At 65.0% G+C, this 17,366-nt stretch carries 14 protein-coding genes and 1 pseudogene; 8 read left to right on the forward strand and 7 right to left on the reverse strand.

What is annotated here, in order from left to right; all coding sequences use genetic code 11:
• The first annotated feature begins 1 nt into the window (after position 1).
• Positions 2 to 772 (forward strand): ABC transporter substrate-binding protein, encoded by a 771-nt coding sequence (locus ACPW74_RS10970; protein ID WP_049636209.1) that lies wholly within the window; start codon positions 2 to 4, stop codon positions 770 to 772.
• A gap of 92 nt (positions 773 to 864) precedes the next feature.
• Here ACPW74_RS10970 and ACPW74_RS10975 read toward each other — a convergent pair whose 3' ends face one another.
• Together ACPW74_RS10975 and mprF are read right to left on the reverse strand one after the other, a co-directional pair.
• Complete coding sequence (locus tag ACPW74_RS10975; RefSeq protein ID WP_049636210.1) at positions 865 to 1,578, reverse strand: AcvB/VirJ family lysyl-phosphatidylglycerol hydrolase; 714 nt, start codon at positions 1,576 to 1,578, stop codon at positions 865 to 867.
• 10 nt (positions 1,579 to 1,588) lie between these two features.
• Entirely contained in the window at positions 1,589 to 4,144 is a 2,556-nt protein-coding gene (gene mprF / locus ACPW74_RS10980; RefSeq protein WP_049636211.1) for a bifunctional lysylphosphatidylglycerol flippase/synthetase MprF, read from the reverse strand.
• 219 nt (positions 4,145 to 4,363) lie between these two features.
• On the opposite strand from mprF, the gene ACPW74_RS10985 reads away from it, so the two are divergent.
• The 3 genes and pseudogenes from ACPW74_RS10985 to ACPW74_RS10995 all read left to right on the forward strand — a co-directional run bounded on the left by ACPW74_RS10985 (position 4,364) and on the right by ACPW74_RS10995 (position 7,331).
• Positions 4,364 to 5,074: a metallophosphoesterase gene (locus tag ACPW74_RS10985; RefSeq protein ID WP_049636212.1), complete on the forward strand. Its 711-nt coding sequence runs from the start codon at positions 4,364 to 4,366 to the stop codon at positions 5,072 to 5,074.
• Between the two features lie 178 nt (positions 5,075 to 5,252).
• Positions 5,253 to 6,680, forward strand: coding sequence for an exodeoxyribonuclease I (gene sbcB, locus ACPW74_RS10990; RefSeq protein ID WP_049636213.1), 1,428 nt, complete (start codon positions 5,253 to 5,255; stop codon positions 6,678 to 6,680).
• 148 nt (positions 6,681 to 6,828) lie between these two features.
• A pseudogene (locus ACPW74_RS10995) lies at positions 6,829 to 7,331 on the forward strand (hypothetical protein).
• A gap of 58 nt (positions 7,332 to 7,389) precedes the next feature.
• On the opposite strand, the gene ACPW74_RS11000 reads toward ACPW74_RS10995, so the two are convergent.
• Complete coding sequence (locus ACPW74_RS11000; RefSeq protein WP_049636214.1) at positions 7,390 to 9,105, reverse strand: glycoside hydrolase family 36 protein; 1,716 nt, start codon at positions 9,103 to 9,105, stop codon at positions 7,390 to 7,392.
• A gap of 129 nt (positions 9,106 to 9,234) precedes the next feature.
• Here ACPW74_RS11000 and ACPW74_RS11005 point away from each other — a divergent pair, with 129 nt between their 5' ends.
• The 3 genes from ACPW74_RS11005 to cdd all read left to right on the forward strand — a co-directional run bounded on the left by ACPW74_RS11005 (position 9,235) and on the right by cdd (position 11,385).
• Complete coding sequence (locus tag ACPW74_RS11005) at positions 9,235 to 9,594, forward strand: CidA/LrgA family protein (RefSeq protein ID WP_010674461.1); 360 nt, start codon at positions 9,235 to 9,237, stop codon at positions 9,592 to 9,594.
• Positions 9,591 to 10,277 carry an LrgB family protein gene (locus tag ACPW74_RS11010; protein WP_041212945.1) on the forward strand — a complete coding sequence of 229 codons (687 nt, stop codon included), beginning with the start codon at positions 9,591 to 9,593 and terminating at the stop codon, positions 10,275 to 10,277. The genes ACPW74_RS11005 and ACPW74_RS11010 overlap by 4 nt, the downstream gene beginning before the upstream one ends.
• Positions 10,278 to 10,503: 226 nt before the next feature.
• On the forward strand, positions 10,504 to 11,385 hold the full coding sequence (cdd, locus tag ACPW74_RS11015) for a cytidine deaminase (RefSeq protein ID WP_049636215.1): 882 nt from the start codon (positions 10,504 to 10,506) through the stop codon (positions 11,383 to 11,385).
• A 640-nt stretch (positions 11,386 to 12,025) separates the two neighbouring features.
• Here the strand turns inward: cdd and ACPW74_RS11020 are convergent.
• The 3 genes from ACPW74_RS11020 to ACPW74_RS11030 form a co-directional block, all read right to left on the reverse strand.
• The gene (locus ACPW74_RS11020; RefSeq protein ID WP_043155860.1) at positions 12,026 to 13,690 is read right to left on the reverse strand and encodes an AMP-binding protein; all 1,665 of its coding nucleotides are present in this window, start codon (positions 13,688 to 13,690) and stop codon (positions 12,026 to 12,028) included.
• 99 nt (positions 13,691 to 13,789) lie between these two features.
• A complete protein-coding gene (locus tag ACPW74_RS11025; protein ID WP_010674457.1) occupies positions 13,790 to 14,068 on the reverse strand; it encodes a YfcL family protein in 279 nt (92 codons plus the stop codon).
• 107 nt (positions 14,069 to 14,175) lie between these two features.
• The gene (locus ACPW74_RS11030) at positions 14,176 to 15,291 is read right to left on the reverse strand and encodes an ATP-NAD kinase family protein (protein WP_042881832.1); all 1,116 of its coding nucleotides are present in this window, start codon (positions 15,289 to 15,291) and stop codon (positions 14,176 to 14,178) included.
• A gap of 117 nt (positions 15,292 to 15,408) precedes the next feature.
• Here ACPW74_RS11030 and ACPW74_RS11035 point away from each other — a divergent pair, with 117 nt between their 5' ends.
• A complete protein-coding gene (locus ACPW74_RS11035) occupies positions 15,409 to 16,131 on the forward strand; it encodes a TerC family protein (protein WP_049636216.1) in 723 nt (240 codons plus the stop codon).
• A gap of 86 nt (positions 16,132 to 16,217) precedes the next feature.
• Here ACPW74_RS11035 and aroG read toward each other — a convergent pair whose 3' ends face one another.
• Positions 16,218 to 17,273, reverse strand: a complete 1,056-nt coding sequence (gene aroG / locus ACPW74_RS11040) for a 3-deoxy-7-phosphoheptulonate synthase AroG (RefSeq protein ID WP_041212942.1) — start codon at positions 17,271 to 17,273, stop codon at positions 16,218 to 16,220.
• Positions 17,274 to 17,366: the final 93 nt, after the last annotated feature.

The raw sequence follows: 17,366 nt of genomic DNA on the forward strand, positions 1-17,366 counted from the left end.
CATGAAACTCAACACACTGATGATGCTGATGGCCCTGGCCACCGCCGGCCAGGCCGCCGCCAAACCCCTGGTGATCGCCACCGATGCCACCTATCCCCCCTTCGAGATGGTCGACAGCAACGGCAAGCTCGGCGGCTTCGAGGTCGATCTGGCCTATGCCCTGTGCGCTGCGATGAAGACCGAGTGCGAGGTGATCAACCAGCCCTGGGATGCCCTGCTGCCCGGCCTGCAGGTGCGCAAGTACGACGCCATCATGTCCTCCATGAACATCACCGACGAGCGGCGCCAGAAAGTGGACTTCAGCCAGGTCTACTACATGATGCAGAACCGCTTCGTGGGGCGCAGCGACAAGGCGGCCGACTTTGCAGACGATCCGGCCCACTTCAAAGGCAAGGTGATCGCGGTGCAGGAGGGCACCCCCCAGGACAACTTCATCACCGCCCGCTACGGTGAGGTGGCCAAGATCAAGCGCTACGTCAACGCCCAGTCCCCCATGCTGGATCTGCAGTCCGGCCGCGCCGACTACACCTTCGGCAACATGGTGCAGTTGAAGGTGGGCTTCCTCGACAAGGAGATGGGCAAGCAGTTCGCCTTCGTCGGTCCCCAGTTCAACGGCACCCAGGACAAGATCCTGGGAGAAGGGGTGGCGGTGGCCCTTCGCAAGAACGATGACAAGCTCAAGGCCCGCTTCGATGCCGCCATCGAGAGCGTCAAGGCCGACGGCACCTTCAACACCCTGCTCAAGAAGTACCAGCTCGAAGATCTGCTCTGATCCCGGCATGCCGGCCCCCTGGACAGTTGCAAGGGGCCATGGCAACAGGGCGGCCATTGGCCGCCCTGTGTCATTTTCCCGGCCTCTCGCCGTTATTGGGCCAGGCCCAGGTGCACGGCAATCTGCTGGTACAGGGTCTGGTAGTTGTCGTCGAAGTGGTGGGAGCCCGGCAGGGTCACCGTCGTCACGTTCGGCTGCTGCAAGCGCGGACAGAGTTTGACCGGGGAGTCGTCCTCCGCCCCCTGCACGCAGAGCAGCGGCAGACTCTGGATCCGTGTCACCTCCGGCAGGGTGGGATAGCGGCCCCCCTTGTCGTGCACCACCATGTCGCTGACGTGGATCTCGAAATCCGACGCCGTCGAGGGGGAGAGCATCACGGCCCCCGCCAGGCTGTCGCGATAGGCCGGCGGCAGACGATTGATGACGAAGGGCACTATCTCGGCACCAAAGGAGAAGCCCACCAGCAGCCAGCGCTGGCGCCCCCAGCGGGACTGGTACTCGGTGAGGATGCGCACCAGATCCGCCGTCGCCTGCTCCGGCGTCTTCTTCTTCCAGTAATAGGAGAGCGAGCTCCAGCCCACCACCGGCATGCCGTGGGCCTGCAACTGGGCGCTGAGCCCCTTGTCCATCGCCGCCCAGCCGCCATCCCCGCTCATGAAGACCACCATGGGGGCAGACGAGGCTTGCGCCACGGGCAACTCCACCAGCCCCAGATCCGCGCCGACCCGGCCCGGCTGGGCGGCCACTGCCGGGAGGGTGAACGAGGAGACGAAACAGCAAATCAACAGCAACAACATGGCTCTCATGGGCCAACTCCTATTTCTTCATGAGCCCGAAGGGGCCGCGACTGATGAGGGAGACGAGGTGAGTCAGGGTGCGGGGCAGCACCAGATGACCGGTACAGAGCAGGTAGCGGGGCTCCCACCTTGGGCCGAACTTCTCCTTGTAACGCCGCAATCCCTGGAAGTTATAGAAACGGCTGCCCCGGGTGAACAGGGTGTTGCCAAGGCGGGCCCAGTAACCGCCGAGGGGGTTGTCGTTGAAGCCTGACATGGGGGCCATCCCCAGGTTGAAGCTGGCATACCCCTCCTGCTTGCCCCACAGCAGGAGCTCGACAAACAGGAAATCCATGACCGGCGCCGCCCCCGTGTCCAGGCTGTAGCGCATCAGATCGATGGAGAGGCTCTCCTTGTTGTCGCTGGTCCAGAGGTTGGCAAACCCGACGATTTGCCCCTCCCGCCGCACCAGCGCCATCGGGTTGAGGGTGAGGTAGGCGGGATCAAAACTGCCCACGGAGAAGCCCTTCTCCCTGCCCTGCTTGCTGTGCAGCCAGCTGTCGGAGATCCCCTTCAACTCGGGCAGCAGGGGGGCAATCTCACCGGGGGCCACCACCTCGAAGCGCAGCCCTTCCCGCTTGCCCTTGGCATGACTCTGGCGCAGGTTGCGCAGGCGACTGCCGGCGAGATCGAAGCTCGGCAGATCCACGATGGCCTCCTCCCCCAGCTTGAAGGGGATGAGCCCGAGATCCAGATAGACAGGCAGATAACGGGCAGACACCTGGTAGAAGACCGGGCTGACGTCGTGCTCGTCACAGCGCTCACGAAACTGCCAGAGCAGCTCCTCCACGAGGGAGGGCTGGCCGACGGGATCCCCCATCACTATCCAGCTGCTGCCCTCGGCCCCGTACATGAGGAAGGCCTCGCCGCTTGGATGGAACAGCAGGGACTTGTCCCCGAGCTGGGCCAGGTAGCCGTGGCCTCCCCCTGCCCGCATCACCAGCCCATGGGCACGGGAGAGCGCCTCGGCATCCGGCTTGCCGACGGCCAGGCGCAAGGGGGCCAGCAGATGGGCCACCCCGACCACCGCCAGCACCCCGATGACGCTCCCCATGGCGCGCAGGGCACGGGAGGCGGCCCCGGGCCCGTGGGCCGAGACGTGCAGCCAGAGGGAGGGGTCGTACTCCACATGGCGGTAGGAGAAGAGCAGCAACCACAAGGCCCCCAGCAGCACGGCCCCCACCGACATCAGCCAGGAAGGGGTGAACCGGGCGTGAAGCAGGGAACCCTTGCGATAAAAGAGGGGGCGGCAGGGGGTGATGATGAGCAAGAAGCCCCCGAGCAGCAGGGCCGACTCCCAGTCAAACCCCTTGAACAGGGAGAACAGCATGCCAAGCCCCAGCAGCCACTGGGTGATCCTGAATGCCCCGTCATGACGGCGGTAGAGGCTGTGGGCCAGCAACAGCAGCAACACGCCGCTGACGCTGCCGAGCACATGGGAGAGCTCCAGCAGGTGCAGGGGCAGCACCTCCAGGAAGGCTTCGATGCGCCCCTTCATGGTCGGGATCATCCCGGAGCAGAGCAGCAGGGTGCCCGCCGCGAAGGTACCCATGCTCACCAGGGCGGGCACAAACTCCCGGGTCGCCATCATCACCCCCTGCAACCGGTGCAGGCGGGCCCGCTGTTGCAGCAGTTCCTGACCTGCGAACAGCAGCAGGGCACAGAGGAAGGGCAGGAAGTAGTAGGCGCAGCGGTAGATAAGCAGGGAGGCGAGCAGCTTGTCCACCGGCAGATAGTGGGTGAGCAGCAGGCTCATGCTCGCCTCGAAGACCCCGATGCCCCCCGGCACATGGGCCAGCACCCCGAGCAGGCTGGAGAGCACGAAGGCACTGAGCAGCACCGGATAGGGCACGCTGCCCGATGGCAGCAGCACATAGAGCACGGCGGCGGCGGCCATCCAGTCGAGCAGGGCGATGAGCAGTTGCAGCAGGCGGTATCTGATGCGCGGCAGGAACAGCGGGTGCCCGCGCCAGACCAGGGCTGTCCCCGGCCACACCAGATACGCCAGCACCGTCAGCAGGGCCAGGCCCCCCGCCAGTTGCAACAACCCGGTCGCCCAGCGGGGCCAGTCCACCAGCAGGGCCGCCCCCTGCCCCAGCAGCAGGGCACTGCCCCCCCAGCCCAGCAGACCAAGGAAGAAGGTGATGGAGCAAAAGAGGATCACTTTGGCCACCTCCCCGGTGCCAAGCCCCAGGGAGGAGTAGAGCCGGTAGCGTACCGAGGAGCCGGTGAGCAGCGCAAAGCCCAGGGTGTTGGAGAAGGTGTAGGCGATGAAGGAGGTCATCCCCACCTGCTGCCAGGGCAGTCGCTTGTCCAGCACCTTCAGGGCCAGCAGATCGTAGCAGCAGAGGCAGCCATAGCTGAGCAGGGTGAGCAGCAGGGCGCCCCCCAACTGCGGCAAGGGTTGTGACCAGATGGCCTGGCGGATGTCGTGCCAGTGCCACAGGTGGGTCAAATGATAGAGGACGGTCAAGGCCGCCCCCAGCAGCAGCAGGCTGCACAGGGGGCCTATCCAGATCAACAGCTGACGCCGCATTCAAGATTCCTGTCAAAAAGCGTGGAGAAAGAGAGGCTCCGAAAGCGGGCGGACAAGGCGCCCTCCCGGAGTGACTCCCCCACAGGCAGCGCGTGACGCCGCACGTTCACGGGGGCAATCCTATGATTTACCAGGCCCTGCCCGCTCGCCACTTTTCTTCTGTAACCTTATGTACAGGCAGACAAAACATCCCCGTCCGGGATAGAGGCAGGAGACGCCATGACACCCTCTCCCCTGATAAGACGCTTCCCCCAAAACGCCCAGGGGCGCGATCTGGCCGTCGGCGACATCCACGGCCACTTCGCCCTGTTGCAGCAGGCCCTCGACACCCTGGATTTTGATCCCGCCCGGGACCGTCTCTTCAGCGTCGGGGATCTGGCGGATCGCGGGCCCGAGTGCAGCGAGGTGATCCACTGGCTGGCCAGACCCTGGTTTCACCCGGTCTGCGGCAATCACGACGACTACGTCTGCCGTTACGAGAGCTGCGATCGGGAGAACTGGATCCGAAACGGCGGCGGCTGGTTTCAGCAGCTGACCCCTGCCGAGCAGGCGGCGTTCGCCGTCCACTACCGCAGCCTGCCCCTGGCCATCGAGGTGGCCACCCCGGCCGGCCCGGTCGGGCTGCTTCACGCCGATTGCCCCTTCTCCTCCTGGCAGGGGCTGCTGGACCAACTCGATGCAGGGGTGAGCGGCGGACGGCTTCGGGCCATCAAGAACGTCTGCCTCTGGTCAAGGCGCCGTATCGAACGGCTGGACGAGAGCGGGGTCGCGGATCTCGCTGCCCTGGTGGTGGGCCACACCCCGGTGAGGGTGCCGGTGCGCCTTGGCAACGTCCACTACATCGACACCGGCGGCTGGTATCCCGAGGAGGGCGGCTACTTCACCCTGCTGGACCTCAATACCCTGACTCCTCACTTTCCCCTGCCCTGAGCCGGACCGATGGGATGACCAGGCTCACGGACAACGCCCACTGCCCATTAAAGCGCCAGGCGAACGCCCCGGACTTCGCTCTGCCAGCGCGATGGTTTACCATGCAGGCAATTGCGGTGCATGGCACCCCCACCCAGGCGCCAGGCGCCGCCGTCATCGGATACTCCTTTCGAGCAACATGAGCACATCAGCGCACCCGGCCAGCGGGCCCACGTTCTACTTCCACGACTACGAGACCTTCGGCATCAGTCCGGCCAAAGACAGGCCGTCGCAGTTTGCGGGCATTCGCACCGACGGGGATTTCAACATCATCGGCGAGCCGCTGGTGATTTACTGCAAGCCGCCGGCAGATTACCTGCCGGAGCCGGAAGCCTGCCTCATCACCGGCATCACGCCGCAAAAGGCGATGAAGGACGGCCTGTGCGAGGCGGACTTCATCCGCCAGATCCACGCAGAGTTCGCCACCCCGGGCACCTGCGTGCTCGGCTACAACAGCATCCGCTTCGATGACGAGGTGACCCGCTACACCCTCTATCGCAACTTCTATGATCCCTATGCCTACGCCTGGCAGAACGGCAACTCCCGCTGGGACATCCTCGACATGCTGCGGGCCTGCTACGCCCTGCGCCCGCAGGGGATAGAGTGGGCCCTGGACGACGAGGGCAAGCCGAGCTTCCGGCTGGAGAAGCTGACGGTGGCCAACGGCGTGGCCCACGCCAACGCCCACGATGCGCTCTCGGATGTGCTGGCCACCATCGAGATGGCCAGGCTGGTGAAAAAAGCCCAGCCCAAGCTCTTCGAGTACCTCTTTGATCTTCGCAACAAGAACAAGGTGAAGGCCCTCATCGACGTGGTGACCATGAAACCCCTAGTGCACGTCTCCGGCATGTTCTCCCCCTGGCAGGGGTGCGCAAGCTGGGTGTCGCCGCTCGCCTGGCACCCCACCAACCAGAACGCGGTGATCATGGTGGATCTGACCCGTGACCCGACTCCGCTCATAGAGCTCTCCTGCGAGGAGATCCGCGAGCGCCTCTACACCAGAAAAGAGGAGCTGGGGGATCTGGCCGGCATTCCGGTCAAACTGGTGCACATCAACAAGTGCCCGGTGCTGGCCCCGGCCGCTACCCTGACGCCGGAGCGGGCGGACGAGCTGGGCATCAATCGGGCACAGTGCCGCAAGAGCCTGGATCTGCTGCGGGCCCACCCCGAGGTGCGGGAAAAACTGGTGGAGGTGTTCAACCAGGAGTTTGCCGGCAGCACCGACGGCGACCCCGATACCCAGCTCTACGCCGGCTTCTTCGGCCACGGCGACAAGTCCACCATGGATCTGGTGCGCGCCACCCCGGCGGATCTGCTGGGGGAGCGGGAGTTTGCCTTCACGGATCCCCGTCTGCCCGAGATGCTGTTCCGTTACCGCGCCCGCAACTGGCCCCACACCTTGAGCGAAGCGGAGCAGAAGCGCTGGCGCCTGCACTGCAGCGACTACTTCAGCCGCCGCCTGCCGGATTATGTGCCGCGCCTGGAAGCCCTGGCGGAACAGAACCAGGGGAACGAACGGAACTTTGCGATTCTAAAGAGTCTCTATCACTACCTTGAAAATCTGTGAGATGTGAGCCGTTTCACAGTTAAAAACCGATGCGTTTCCTCGGCTCGCGACATAATGGGCAGGGAGCCCAAGCTCCTGATAGTGTGAATATTTAGATGCGCTGACGGCATGGATGCCGTGCTTTCGACTGTTGGGGAACTCTCGTTTTATGCGTTCAGCTCTGCCTGCTTTGACACTCGTCGCCTGTGCCCTGCTGCCCCAGGCCGCCCTTGCTGGCGCCCGGTTCGAGGTGCCAGACTACCTCTTGCGCCTGCCGGAGCAGACCTACCGGCTCATCGAGCACAACTTCAGCACCCTCTACCAGCAGACCGACTTCACCCCGCAAATCACCAACAGCTATTTCAACCACTCGGATCTCTACCGCTTCGCCGGCATTCCCCTGGCCATCACGCCGCAAAACGGCTTCCAGATGGAGGTGTTCGGCCAGCTCTACAACAAGTCGTCCCAGATCTATGCCCAGGCCAGGATCTCTCCCTCTATCGCACCCTGCGGGTGGACATGATGGGGGATCAGAGCGACGAGATCGCCATCGGCATGGGGCTCGGCATCCCCCTGACAACCCGCCTCACCGTCAAGGCGCTCGCCTCCAGCAACGAGATCCCGGGCTATGGCTCCGCCAATTACGCCATCGGGATGGAGTGGCACTTCTAGAGCCCATTTCGCCACGTAAAAAAGGCTCCCGAGGGAGCCTTTTTGCAGTGCAACGCCATCAGGGGTAGCGGATCACCGCCCCCTGCCCCCCTTGCAGCACCAGGGTGCTCCCCAGGGGCGTCTCGTCCCAGAAGTCCGTGCCCCCCGGCGCCAACGGAAACTCGCAGGCGTGCTCCCCCCAGTTGAACAGGCAGAGCAGCTCGCCGCCCCCGGGCAGCGCCACCCGCCCGCGCTCGAATGCCATCCCCTCGAAGCGGGCCGCCGGGGTACGCGCGGCGCACAGGGCCAGCAGCTTGCCAAGGCGCGCCCCTTGCGCCTCGTCCAGATCCTGCAATCTGTCCCCCGCCAGTACCATGCCACCGCTCGCCACCAGGGCGGCCAGGTGGAAGTCGTACTCGGCGCGGCTCCCGTGCTGGCCCGGAATATCCCGCAGGCAGACGCAGTCGGGGTCCAGCACCCAGAGCCGCTCGTGCTGCCAGGCGCGGCAGAAGGCTTCTCGCGCTATCTGGCGAAAACGGGGGCCCTGGCGCTCCACGTCATCGCTCACCCGCATGCCGTGCACTAGGCCGAGGCTCGGCCACAGCGGCGCATTGCAGCCGAGCAGGAAGGCCCCCTCCCCGGCGCCGCGCAGGATGGCGGCCATGCCGCGCCGATAGGCCTCCACCCTAGTGGCGGCGGGGTCGTGGAAGCGACCACCGTGGATGGCCCCCCAGAAGTTGGCATCGAGCTTGAAGTAGTGAATGCCCCACTGGGTACGCAGGGTGCGAAATACCTGCTCCAGGTGCGTCTGCACCTCGGGGTGGGTGCCATCCAGCACGTACCAGGGAGTGCAGCGCCAGCCCCCGTAGGTGACCCGCTCCGAGGGGAGCGGCAGGCCATCCTCCCCTTTCACGAACCACTCAGGATGCTCCTGGAACACCCGGGAGCCGGGCTCGGCGATAAAGGGGGCGACCCAGAGCGCCGGCTCGCAACCGGCGGCGCGGATCTCCCCTGCCAGGGCCGCCACCCCCTCCTCGAACTTGGCGGAAGGGGTGAGCCAGTCCCCCATTCTGGCCTGATAGCCATCGTCTATCTGCACGTAGCGCAGGGCCGGGAAACGCTCGACCCGCACCGCCAGGTTCTCGCGAATGTCCGCCGCGCTCACGTTCGCGTAGTAGTGATACCAGGAGCACCAGCCGCTCGGGCGCGTGGGCACCTCCCCCACCAGGGAGCCGTGCTCGGCGGCGATATGCAGCGCCAGCGTCGCGAGCAGGGCCTCCCTGTCCGGCCCCTCCAGGCAGATCAGCGCCTCGCTCTGCCAGTGCGCACCCGGCGCCAGGGTGCGTCCTTCGGTGTTCATCACGATCTCGAGGCGCCCGTCGGGATGGAGGCGAAATTCCCCGCCAAAGCGCTGGCAGCTCGCAAAGGCCAGCAGCAGCCAGCCCCCCTCCTGCGCCACCAGCAGCAGGCTGTGCACCGTGTGGTAGCCATCATCGGCGGTGATGCGATAGACAGACGCATCGGGGCAGCGGCCCAGGTGCTCGGGGGCATTCCAGCGTCCCCCGGTCTGGGCCAGCATCTGGAACCCCTCCCCGTAGATGGCCGCGTCGGGCGCAAGTCCGAGATCCCCCTCAAACAGCCGCCAGTGGTGGACGGCCTCGGACTGCTTCCCGGTGTTGTCGAGCCTCACCCGGCAAAGCGGCCCCTCCCACTGGCGGGTTTGCAGCAGGGTGTCAGGGAGGGCGGGATCGGCGGGCAGTTGGCGCAACCGGGCCAGGAGAGAGGGGGTCGACATGGGAACTCCTTCTTGTGAATGGGGTTGAAGCCGGGCCATTGTATCCCCTGCGGACCAGTTGACCCTGTTCCCTCCCCCCCGTGCCTGTTAAACTGCGACCTTGCTCACACTTGCCAAGATGAGGCCCCCGTGCTGCTGCAACGCACCCTGCGCTACCTTCGTGATTTTCTGGTCATCATCGCCTGTCTGCTGGCAGGCAAGGCCGTGGCGGCCATCCTGCCCTTCGCCTTCCCCGGCAGCATCATCGGCATGCTGCTGCTGTTCGTGCTGCTCTCCTTGCAGATCGTCCGCTTCTCCTGGGTCGAGCTGGGGGGCGGCCTGCTGCTGCGCCACATGGGGGTGCTGTTCGTACCGGTGGCGGTGGGCCTGGTGGCCTGGCTCGAGCCCCTGCGCCAATCCTTCGGTCTCATCATGCTCTGCGTCGTGCTCGGCATCGTGCTCATCCTGGGCGCGGTCGGCCACCTCTATCAAAGGATGAACAAGCCATGATCCTCTGGTTCGCCCTGCCCCTCACCCTGGCCCTCTATTTCATGACCCGGGCCCTCTACCGCCGCCTGCCCTGGCCCGTCATCAATCCGGTGCTGATCCCCACCGCCGTCATCATCGGCCTGCTGCTCTGGCTCGATCTGCCTCTGGATCAGTACCAGCAGGGGGCATCGCCCCTGACCGCCCTGCTGGAACCCGCCGTGGTGGCCCTGGCCCTGCCGCTTTACCAGCAGGCGCGCCAGATCCGCGACAAGCTCACACCCATCCTGGCCTGCACCCTCACCGCGGTGCTCATCTCGGTCTGTACCACCCTGGGGGTCGGCCACCTGATGGGGGCGGATCCGGCGCTGCTCGCCTCCATCGCCACCAAGTCCATCACCACGCCGCTCGCCATGAGCGTCAGCCAGTCCCTCGGCGGCATTCCCGCCATCGCCGCCGCCGTGGTGGTGGTGGTGGGGATCCTGGGGGCCCTGGCGGGCTATCCCCTGCTCAAGCTGATGCGGGTCACCGACCCCGAGGCCCAGGGGCTCGCCATGGGAGCCTGCGCCCACGCCATCGGCACCGCCGCCTCCGCCGAGCAGGGGGTGACCCAGGGCGCCTTCTCGTCGCTGGCCATGGTGGTGTGCGGTGTGCTGACCGCGGCCATCGCCCCCCTGCTGTTCGCCCTCTACCACTGGCTGACCTGATCCCCGTTGCCATGGCCGCCCCTGCGGCCATGGCCTCTGTGCCCTTTCATCGTTTCCATCCGATACCCTCGCCTCCCTGATGCCGGGAGCTGGCGCACAGATTGCGAAAGACAAACGTTTCCTTTACCATCCCCGCCCCTTTGCCCATCAAGGCGTGAGCGCGCTCACACAATTCGCCGCGCTTGCTCCCTACAATGGCCCCCCAATTGGCCTTTGAGGACACAGTATGCATCCCCGCTTTGCCAAGCCATTCGAGACCCTTTCCGCCCCGCTCCAGGCCGCCCTGCTGCCCATGCTGGGGGACGATTTCCAGGCCCGTTTCACCCCGGACCAGGTCGCGACCCTGAAGGCCGCCACCGGGCTGGATGACAGGGCCCTGCGTCTGGCCTTGCTGCCGCTGGCGGCCGCCTGCTCGGTGGCCCCCATCTCCAGGTTCTTCGTCGGTGCCATCGCCTGCGGCCTGAGCGGCACCTGGTACTTTGGCGCCAACATGGAGTTCGCGGGCCAGGGGCTGTTCCACTCGGTCCATGCCGAGCAGTCCGCCATCTCCAACGCCTGGCTGGGTGGCGAGACCGGGATCTCCGAGATCACCGTGAACTACACCCCCTGCGGCCACTGCCGCCAGTTCATGAACGAGCTGAGCACCGCCAAGACCCTGAAGGTCTCCCTGCCGGACGATCTCAGCGAGCTGCAATCCTTCCTGCCCCACTCCTTCGGCCCTGCCGATCTCGAGATCACCGATGCCCTGATGAGCCCCCAGGCTCACGACGAGCTGGTGCTCGAGAGCGACGACCCCCTGTGGCAGGCTGCGCTCGCCGCCGCCCGCCAGAGCTATGCCCCCTACAGCCAGGGCTATGCCGCGGTGGCGCTGCAGTTCGAGGACGGGCGCATCTTCTGCGGCCGCTATGCCGAGAACGCCGCCTTCAACCCGAGCCTGCCGCCGATGCAGATGGCCTGCGCCCACGCTGTGCTGGGCGGCGAGGAGCTCGCCACCGTGCGCCGCGCCGTGCTGCTGGAGAGCAAGGATGGCCAGATCAGCCAGCGGGATTCGGCCCAGTCCACCCTGAAGGCCCTGGGTTCAGTCGAGCTTGAGTACAAAGCCGTCTGACCCCGGCATCCGCCAACGGGAAGGGGAGCTGCGGCTCCCCTTCTTGCTCTCTGCGGCTCTCATCCTGCCCCTCACCCCCTTTCTCTGCGCCTCTGACGCCGTGCATCAGATGACCCCCTGCCCCATGTGAGGGCGACCTCCCTCCGATGACCTTATTGGCAGACCTCCTCTGCGGTGGCGGGAAGCCCAGGTTAATGGGCCAATGCCTCCCCCCGCCCCTTGCGGCCCCCGAGTGTGACCCCAAGATGCATTTGCCAAACCACTGGGATCCCGCCTCTCCATGGATTTTGCAAATACCTTTCCCTGCCTGTTCCCTCGATGAGGGGCGGCATGGCGGCAGCGGGAAACGTCGGTGAAGGGGCCAATGCCCTGCCCTCGCCTCTGGCGGCACCCGTGTGTGACCCCAAGATGCATTCGCCCAGCCACTGGGATCCCGCCTTTCCATGGATTTTGCAAATGCCTTTCCCTGCCTGTTCCCCCGACGCGGGGCGGTATGGCGGCGGCGAGAAACCTCGGGTAAGGGGTCAATGCCCCAGCCCCGCCCGCCCCCTGTCGGCTTGCTTCCCCCTGAAATACAGCGGGGGAGCCACTGGCTCCCCCGACTGTCATTGATGTGGCCCATATGGCGGCGCGGCCCCTGTCAGGACTCCCACAGGATGCGCTGGCTGCCGGACCAGCGTTCGCCGATGTCCGCGTATTTTTGTTCCAGCAGGTGGCGGCGGATCTTCATGGTGGGGGTCAGCACCCCGTTCTCGATGTTCCAGGGGCTCTTGACCACCAGGATGCCCCGCAGGCGAGCATGGGATTCCAGCTTGTCGTTGACCCGATTGAGGGCAGCCTCCAGCTGGGCTTCCACCCCGGCCTTGTCCCCCTTCATGGCGCTCTCGGCGAGCTGCACCAGGGCGACCGGCTGCGGCATGCCGTAGCCGATGACGCAGAGCTGCTCGATGATGGGCTCCTGCCCGAGCATCCCCTCGATGGGCACCGGGGCCACGTACTTGCCCTTGGCGGTCTTGAAGACGTCCTTCATGCGACCAGTGATGGTGAGGTAACCCTCCCTGTCCAGCTTGCCCATGTCACCGGTGTGCAGCCAGCCCTCGGCGTCGATGGCCTCTGCACTGTGCTCGGGATCCTTGTAGTAGCCCACCATCATGCCGTCGCAGCGACAGAGGATCTCCCCCTCGTCGGAGATCTTGATGGTCACCCCGGGCCCGGCCTTGCCGACGGTGCCTATCTTGTCCGCCCGGAAGGGGTAGTTGAGGGTCGAGTAGGCGTGGTTCTCGGTCATGCCCCAGGCCTCGGTGATATGGATGCCGATGCTGTGATACCACTCCAGCAGCGCCGGGGCCACCGGCGCAGAGCCGCAGCCCAGCACCCGCGCCTGATCCAGCCCCAGCCCCTTTTGCAGCTTGCTCTTGATGAGGCTGGAGACGAGGGGGATCTTGAGCAGCAGCGCCAGCTTTTTCTGGGGCAGCTTCTCGTGGATCTTGATGCGGAACATGGCCCAGAGCCGCGGCACCGAGATGAAGACGGTGGGACGGCAGCGCTTGACGTCCTCGATGAAGGTGTCGAGGGATTCGGGGAAGGCGATGGTGGCACCGCTGAACAGGCTGCCGCCGTAGATGTAGACCCGCTCGGTGATGTGGGCAAGGGGCAGGTAGGAGAAGCCGCGATCCTCGGCGGTGAGGGAGACCGCCTCCACCAGCTTCTCGCAGGACCAGGCATAGCGCTCCACGCTCAGCATGGCCCCCTTGGGCTTGCCGGTGCTGCCGGAGGTGTAGACCAGGCTCAGCAGGGCATCCGGCGCCTGCACCGGGCTGTCCGGGATGGGGTCGTATTGCGCCAGCAGATCGTCCCACTGGTGGGCGGCCGGCATGGTGTCGTAAGGCAGGGCGATACGCAGCAGATCCCCGGGCACCCCCGCCTCCTGGCTCTTCCAGTCGTCCAGCTTGCCGACGAAGATCGCTCTGGTTTCGCTGTGGCGCAGCACGTATTCGATGGTGTCGACGTTGGCGGTGGGGTAGATGGGCACGCTCACGTATCCCCCCATCTGCATCGCCAGATCGGCGATGAACCACTGGGCGCAGTTCTTGGAGAGCAGGGCCACCTTGTCACCGGGCACCAGGCCCAGGGCGCGCAGTGCCGTCACCATGCGCCGCGCCTCATCGGCAACCTCACCCCAGGTGAAGTCGACGTATTCGCGGTGGATGGTCTGACGCAGATAGATTCGGTCGGGACACTGCCGCTCCCAGTGATAGAGCATCTCGAGCGGCAGTCTGGTGGCAATGCGTGAGGTGGAGGCCATGGTTTAATCCCTGAAACAAAAGGCGAGCCTCATTATTAACCTTTTGATAACACTCAGGGAAGCAGATTACTTAAACTTGTGTTTGAACTGCGAATGGGATCAAGCTTCCGCCTGGGCCTGCAGACGCTTCCACATCTCCTGCACCAGCACCTCGTCCTGCTCGGAGAGCTCACCCTGCAAGATGGCCTCGTTCAGGCTGCGCAGCACATAGCTCTTGACGTCCCGCACCAGGGTCTTGCCCTCCAGCTCGGCGCGCGCCACCGCAAGGGAGATGTGCCCTCGCAGATAGCCACCCGCAAACAGCTCGTCTTCGCTGGCCGTGGCGACCATGGCGTCGATCAGTCCCAACAACTTGTGTTCAAAATCGTGAATCGTCATTTAACGCAGCCTCATTTCCGGGGTTGCCGGCAAAAAATTCGGGGAGTGGAACCGCGATCCGGTTGATCGCGGCTCTCTGGCGCCAGGCCAGCCGCATCCTTGATGTCCTATTCCGGGTTGGCCACCGGGTAGATGACCTGATCCTTGTATCCCGTGGTTATGCGCAGATAACCACTCAACGACCGGTTCAGTGCCGGATCGTCGGTGTCCACCAGCAGCGGACGGCCTTCTAGCGCCGCCAGCTTGGCTTTGGTGGCGAGCACCTGGATATGCTCGCGCCCGACGGCCCGGATCACGTCTGGACTCAATTGCTGATTTCCGCGCCCGAACAGATGTCCCTGACCGCCGATCAGGGTGATGATCAGACGGCAGCGACGGCCGCGGATCCGGGTCAGGATCTCGGCGGCGCTGAGATCCTGCCCGATAAGCCGGCCATTTTCCACCAGATCCACACCGAGCAAGGTATTTTCCAGACCCAGCTCCCCCATGCAGGCGGCCACCGTGCTCCCCGACCCCATCAGGTAGAGGGTATCGGGCTCCATCTGCTCCACCACACCGGCGGCAAGATCGGCGAGCACCAGCTCCTCGGACTCCCGCCCCCCCTGCTTGACCGCCTGCACGTAGCGCAGATCCCCGGGCACCAGCAACTGGCCGTAATGGCGGGCGCGCACCTTGCCGGCGCGAAACGCCTCCTCGTCGATGTCCATCACCTCCGCATCCACCAGACTCAGAAGCTCCCCTGCGATCATTCTGGCCGCCACCCGGCCACTCGCCGCCGGCGTCACCCCGTAGACCCCGGAGTGGATCTTGCACCCCGCCGGGATGCCGAGCACATGGCATGACTCCCCCACCGCCGCGCAGATGTCACGGGCGGTGCCATCGCCACCGGCGAAGAGCAGCAGATCCACCCCGGCATCGCGCAGGGCCAGGGCGGCAGCCCGGGTGTCCTCGGCGCTCGTCTGCGCCCCGGCAGGCCGATGGACGATGCGATGGGGCAACCCCAGCTCGGCGGCGAGGTCGGCCCCCATCTCTTCGGCCACCGTCAGCAGCTCGAATGACGTGGTCAGCTCGCACAGGGGCAACAGGGCCTGGCGGGCCCGCTCCCGGGCCTTGGGGACGGCCCCGCGCGCCAGCGCCTCGGCGACCATGCCGTCACTGCCCTTGAGACCGACGGCCCCGCCGATGCCAGCGACGGGGTTGATGATGAGCCCTAATCGAAACATGTTTCCCTCCTGTTGGATCGCCGCCATTTTTATCTTTTCCCGCCACTGGGACAAGCCATGACCCCCTGCTAAAATGCGCGGCTTCTACCTCAATCACTGTTCAACCAAGGTTCAATCATGCTGGAATGGATTGCTGACCCCTCCGCCTGGGTCGCGCTCGCCACCCTGACCCTGCTCGAGATCGTGCTCGGCATCGACAACATCATTTTCATCTCCATCCTGGTGGGTCGCCTGCCGGAAGCCCAGCGCCAGAAAGCGCGCATCCTGGGGCTGGGGCTCGCCATGGGTACCCGCATCCTGCTGCTGCTCTCCCTGGCCTGGGTGATGCGCCTCACCGAGCCCCTCTTCACCGTGCTGGGGGAAGCCATCTCGGGACGGGATCTCATCCTGCTGGTGGGGGGTCTGTTCCTCATCGCCAAGAGCACCCACGAGATCCACCAGAGCCTGGAAGGGGCCGCCGAAGAGGCGGGTGTGGTGAGCAAGACCGCGGGCTTCCTGTCCACTCTGGTGCAGATCGCCATCCTCGACATCATCTTCAGCCTGGACTCCGTCATCACCGCCGTGGGCATGGCGGATCATGTCCCTGTCATGGTGCTGGCCATCATCATCGCCGTCGGCGTCATGATGTTTGCCGCCAAGGCCATCGGCGACTTCGTCGATACCCACCCCACCATCAAGATGCTGGCCCTCTCCTTCCTTATCCTGGTCGGGGTGGCGCTGATGGCCGAAGGGCTGGATCTGCACATTCCCAAGGGTTACATCTACTTCGCCATGGCCTTCTCGCTGGTGGTGGAGATGATCAACATCCGCCTGCGCGACCACCAGGAGCGGGCCAAGTAAACCGCGACCTGCCGAGAGATGGCCAAACAAAAAGCGCGACCCAGGGTCGCGCTTTTTTATTGCCCCGCCAACGGGGCGCCTTGGGCTCAGAGGGCGTTGCGAGCGGCCACGGCGTCCGCCAGGTTGCGCAGCAGCACCTCGGTATCGGCCCAGCCGATGCAGGCGTCGGTGATGCTCTGGCCGAAGGTGAGCTCGCACCCGTCCACCAGATCCTGGCGCCCTTCCACCAGGTGGCTCTCCACCATGACGCCGAACACCGCCTTGCTGCCGGCACGCAGCTGACCGGCCACGTCCTCAGCCACCAGCATCTGGTTCTTGAACTGCTTGCTGCTGTTGGCGTGGCTGAAGTCGATCATCACTTTCTGGGGCAGACCCGCCTTGTCCAGACCACTCACCACCTCATCCACGTGACGGGCGCTGTAGTTGGGCTCGCGGCCACCGCGCAGGATGATGTGACAGTCCGGGTTGCCGGCGGTCGAGACGATGGCGGAGTGGCCGTACTTGGTCACCGACAGGAAGTGGTGCGGGGCGCTGGCAGCGCCGATGGCGTCGATGGCCACCTTGATGGTGCCGTCGGTGCCGTTCTTGAAGCCCACCGGGCAGGAGAGACCGGAGGCCAGCTCGCGGTGTACCTGGGATTCGGTGGTACGGGCGCCGATGGCACCCCAGCTCATCAGATCCGCCACGTATTGCGGGGTGATCATGTCGAGGAACTCGGAGGCGGTCGGCAGCCCCATGTCGTTGAGATCCAGCAAGAGCTTGCGACCCAGGCGCAGGCCGTCATTGATCTGGCAGCTGTTGTCGAGGTAGGGGTCGTTGATCAGCCCCTTCCAGCCCACTGTGGTACGGGGTTTTTCGAAGTAGACCCGCATCACGATCTCCAGCTGATCTTTCAGCTCGTCGCGCAGCACCTTGAGGCGCTTGCCGTATTCCAGGGCGGCGACCGGATCGTGGATGGAGCAGGGGCCGATCACCACCAGCAGGCGATCATCGTCGCCGGCCAGGATGTTGTGGATGGCCTGACGGGATTCAAACACGGTGGCCGAGGCGGTGTCGGTCGCCGGAAACTTCTCAAGCACCGCAACCGGGGGCAATAACTCTTTGATTTCACTGATACGAACGTCGTCGGTTTGATGCTGCATGACCAAGTTTCCTGCTAGATGACTGCGATAAAGAGATCTCAATCTAGCCCTGTGCCGGGTCGGTGTAAATAGAAAATTACATTCTTCGGCAAG

Origin of the sequence: Aeromonas sp. INTO2, assembly GCF_049860605.1 — a bacterium.
Taxonomy (GTDB): Bacteria; Pseudomonadota; Gammaproteobacteria; order Enterobacterales; family Aeromonadaceae; genus Aeromonas; species Aeromonas caviae.

Coding starts and splice junctions, on each gene's coding strand:
- ACPW74_RS10970 (WP_049636209.1), top strand. CDS start 2: ATGAAACTCAACACACTGATGATGCTGATGGCCCTGGCCACCGCCGGC.
- ACPW74_RS10975 (WP_049636210.1), bottom strand. CDS start 1,578: ATGAGAGCCATGTTGTTGCTGTTGATTTGCTGTTTCGTCTCCTCGTTC.
- mprF (WP_049636211.1), bottom strand. CDS start 4,144: ATGCGGCGTCAGCTGTTGATCTGGATAGGCCCCCTGTGCAGCCTGCTG.
- ACPW74_RS10985 (WP_049636212.1), top strand. CDS start 4,364: ATGACACCCTCTCCCCTGATAAGACGCTTCCCCCAAAACGCCCAGGGG.
- sbcB (WP_049636213.1), top strand. CDS start 5,253: ATGAGCACATCAGCGCACCCGGCCAGCGGGCCCACGTTCTACTTCCAC.
- ACPW74_RS11000 (WP_049636214.1), bottom strand. CDS start 9,105: ATGTCGACCCCCTCTCTCCTGGCCCGGTTGCGCCAACTGCCCGCCGAT.
- ACPW74_RS11010 (WP_041212945.1), top strand. CDS start 9,591: ATGATCCTCTGGTTCGCCCTGCCCCTCACCCTGGCCCTCTATTTCATG.
- cdd (WP_049636215.1), top strand. CDS start 10,504: ATGCATCCCCGCTTTGCCAAGCCATTCGAGACCCTTTCCGCCCCGCTC.
- ACPW74_RS11020 (WP_043155860.1), bottom strand. CDS start 13,690: ATGGCCTCCACCTCACGCATTGCCACCAGACTGCCGCTCGAGATGCTC.
- ACPW74_RS11025 (WP_010674457.1), bottom strand. CDS start 14,068: ATGACGATTCACGATTTTGAACACAAGTTGTTGGGACTGATCGACGCC.
- ACPW74_RS11030 (WP_042881832.1), bottom strand. CDS start 15,291: ATGTTTCGATTAGGGCTCATCATCAACCCCGTCGCTGGCATCGGCGGG.
- ACPW74_RS11035 (WP_049636216.1), top strand. CDS start 15,409: ATGCTGGAATGGATTGCTGACCCCTCCGCCTGGGTCGCGCTCGCCACC.
- aroG (WP_041212942.1), bottom strand. CDS start 17,273: ATGCAGCATCAAACCGACGACGTTCGTATCAGTGAAATCAAAGAGTTA.